This window comes from Candidatus Pelagibacter sp., assembly GCF_052049815.1.
Taxonomy (GTDB): Bacteria; Pseudomonadota; Alphaproteobacteria; order Pelagibacterales; family Pelagibacteraceae; genus Pelagibacter.
Map to the genome: position 1 here is coordinate 1 of NZ_JBNGZG010000074.1, position 2963 is coordinate 2963.

Below are 2963 nucleotides of genomic sequence, written 5' to 3' on the forward strand. Positions count from 1 at the left end.
TTTAGCTTATCTTTCATTTTGAAAAAGCTCTTTAAATTTTCTAATTATAAAATTGCCTTTTTTCTTTTCTTTTTTAATTTTATTGAAAACTGGTTCATAATTCTTATCAAAAATTTTATAACTTTGTTTGTACCAATCGCTTGATTGATAATTATAACCTAATAAGTTTGCATACTTTTCTGCTTCTTTTTCAAGACCAATTAAATAATGTACTTCAACTAGCCTATGTAAAGCTTCCATCACAAATTCTGTTTCATCATAATTATCAACTACATACTTAAATCTATTGATTGCAGGAATCCATTTTTCTTTTTGCAAATAATATTTGCCAATATATATTTCTTTGGATGCCAAAATGTTGTTGATTAATAGTAATTTAAATTTTGCATCTAATGCAAAATCCGTATTTGAATATTGATCTATAACTAAATTAAAATATTTCTTCGAATTTAATAAAGCTGATAAATCTTTTTTTTCATCAATAATTAATTCATAATAACAAGTGCCAAGTAAAAAATATGCATAAACTAAATCCTCATTAGTTGGATAATTTTTTACAAATCTTTTTAATTCAGATATTGCATCTCCATAATAATCTTGTGAATAAAAAGAATAAGCTGCCATTAAAACTGATCTTGGTGCCCATATAGATTGTGGATAAAGATTTTCAACTGCATTAAAATTTTTGGCAGCAAATAAAACATCTCCCTCATCTAATGCAGTCAAACCTTTTTCATAAGCTTCTATCATTTGAGACTCAATGTCAGTCTCATTTATTACGATTTCTTCTATTTCTTTTCCACCACAACCAATGACTAGCGGAATAATTAAAAGTATCAAAAATTGTTTTAAATATTTCATAAACTTTAAAAGTTTATTATTAATTCAAAATCTAATTTTAAGCTATTGATTTTAAATTTATTTTTTTGGAGTAAATATGTGGTAAAAGATTTTCTTTAATTTCCACTATAGAATAATTATTTTCTTCTTGTAAAACTTTTCGCATTAAATCATTCGTTAGTTTATGTCCACCCTGAGAACATAGAATTTTTCCTATGATTTTGTAACCTGTTAAATAAATATCACCCATGCAATCTAAAATTTTGTGATTAACAAATTCTTTTTCGTTTCTTAAACCTTTTTCATTAAGAATTTTATCTCCTTTAACTACAACTGCGTTATCTAAGGAACCTCCTTTTGCTAATCCTAGAGTTTTTAATTTTTCAATATCTTCAAACAAACAAAAGGTTCTAGAATTAAAAGTATCTGTTAAATCATCTTCATAAACTTGAAGCGAGTTTCTTTGATTCCCAATAAGTTGGTTATTATATTTTAATTCAAAATCGATTTCTAAATTTATCTTACTTGGCTCAATTGAAATAAATTTTTCACCAGCTTTTATTTCAATTTTTTTATTTATCTTAATAACCTTTATCGGGTATTCACTACTTCTTAAGCCAATTTTTTTTATCTCTTCAACAAAAATTTTAGCTGATCCATCAAGTATCGGAATTTCCTCACTATCTACTTCTATAATTGCATTATCAACTCCAAGACCAAATAAAGCCCCCATTAAATGTTCAAGTGTAGAAATTTTCACGCCATATTCATTAGATACAGTTGTGCAAAGCACTGCACTGCTTACGTTATTAACATGTGGTATTACTATATTATTTTTTTTTAAGTCAATTCTTTTAAATATAATTCCAGTGTTTGGACTTGCGGGCTTAATGCTTAGATTAGCAAATTTACCTGAATGTAACCCCACTCCTCTAAATTTTAGTTCTTCGGTTATCGTTTTTTGTTTATGAAATGACATTTAAAAAAACTTACAATTTTTAATGAAAATTAAATACTCAACTAATATTACAGTTAAATACCGACTAAAATTTATCTATTAAATAGAACAATTTTTCAAAAAAACTCTTTTTTTTTCTCATTTTTGGAATAATCGTAACCTCATTTTGATCATAATTGTAAAGAGATTTAGCGGCTGCAGCACACACATCAACTTTTTCATTAAATGTGCCTAGCTCAAGATAATTTGTTGAAAAATACTTGTTTATATCAATTTCCAGATTTGAGAAGAAATTCTTTATTTCAACTTGAATTTCTTTTTTAAGACTTTCAAACATAACCTCCAAACTTAATATTCCACCTGAAGTAATTTGCTCAAAAGTTTCATAATTTTTTTCATCAACTCTAAAATTTTTGATTTTGATATTAGTGATAGAATAATTATAATTATTATCTTGAACAATTTTTTTCAAATCAAAAATCAAATATTCGATATCCTGTTTTGTAATTAATGGTTTATTAACTTTATCTTTTTTAGAGATATTTATTTCTAAAAAATGATCGTGATCAATAATAATATTTGTTTGTTTTAAAAAAATTTGATTTTTTTTCTCAAATTCAAAAATTGTTTTTTCAATAAATTCATGTGCATTAAAATCTAAATCTAAATAATTTTTTTGTATCAAAAGATTTTTTTTAAAAATTGGTCTATTTTTTTCATTAAAAACTGAAATTGAAATTTTATTTTTTCCTAAATATATGAAGGATTCAATTTTTCTATCAATGCTCATTAATTATTAATTGATTAACAATTCTCATATCAAAAATATTTTTTTCTTTAAATTGCTCTGATTGTAAAATTTTATAATAATAGTCGAAAATATTTGGTGAAGTTACCAACGGAAGCTTTAGTATATTTCCATTTTTGAACTCTAGGTCCCATCTTTTTGATGGAAAAAAATAAAGATATTTTAAATCTTCAAATTTCAATTTAGAATTAATTATATTTTGACGAAATTTAATAAATTCTTCAGCGGTAGGTTTACCAAATACAGATGGTAAATTTGGATCTTTATATTCAGATTTTATAAACTTTTTATTTTCACCAATAAAAAAATCTTTTCCATCAATGTTTATATTTGCTAAGAATTTTGTTTTTTTAATAT

At 24.2% G+C, this 2963-nt stretch carries 4 protein-coding genes; all 4 read right to left on the reverse strand.

The features are described 5' to 3' along the window. Nucleotides 1-6: 6 nt before the first annotated feature. The gene (locus ACTT9D_RS07135; protein WP_440931090.1) at nucleotides 7-861 is read right to left on the reverse strand and encodes an outer membrane protein assembly factor BamD; all 855 of its coding nucleotides are present in this window, start codon (nucleotides 859-861) and stop codon (nucleotides 7-9) included. A 37-nt stretch (nucleotides 862-898) separates the two neighbouring features. After that, nucleotides 899-1819: a UDP-3-O-acyl-N-acetylglucosamine deacetylase gene (gene lpxC / locus ACTT9D_RS07140; RefSeq protein ID WP_440931091.1), complete on the reverse strand. Its 921-nt coding sequence runs from the start codon at nucleotides 1817-1819 to the stop codon at nucleotides 899-901. 64 nt (nucleotides 1820-1883) lie between these two features. Continuing rightward, nucleotides 1884-2588, reverse strand: a complete 705-nt coding sequence (locus ACTT9D_RS07145; protein WP_440931092.1) for a hypothetical protein — start codon at nucleotides 2586-2588, stop codon at nucleotides 1884-1886. Continuing rightward, nucleotides 2578-2963 (reverse strand): cell division protein FtsQ/DivIB (locus ACTT9D_RS07150; protein ID WP_440931093.1); only part of this gene is annotated, 386 nt, incomplete at its 5' end. The genes ACTT9D_RS07150 and ACTT9D_RS07145, both read right to left, overlap by 11 nt.

What these genes read in the sequence shown, in the direction of transcription:
- ACTT9D_RS07145 (WP_440931092.1), bottom strand. Translation starts at nt 2,588, where the DNA reads ATGAGCATTGATAGAAAAATTGAATCCTTCATATATTTAGGAAAAAAT.
- ACTT9D_RS07135 (WP_440931090.1), bottom strand. Translation starts at nt 861, where the DNA reads ATGAAATATTTAAAACAATTTTTGATACTTTTAATTATTCCGCTAGTC.
- lpxC (WP_440931091.1), bottom strand. Translation starts at nt 1,819, where the DNA reads ATGTCATTTCATAAACAAAAAACGATAACCGAAGAACTAAAATTTAGA.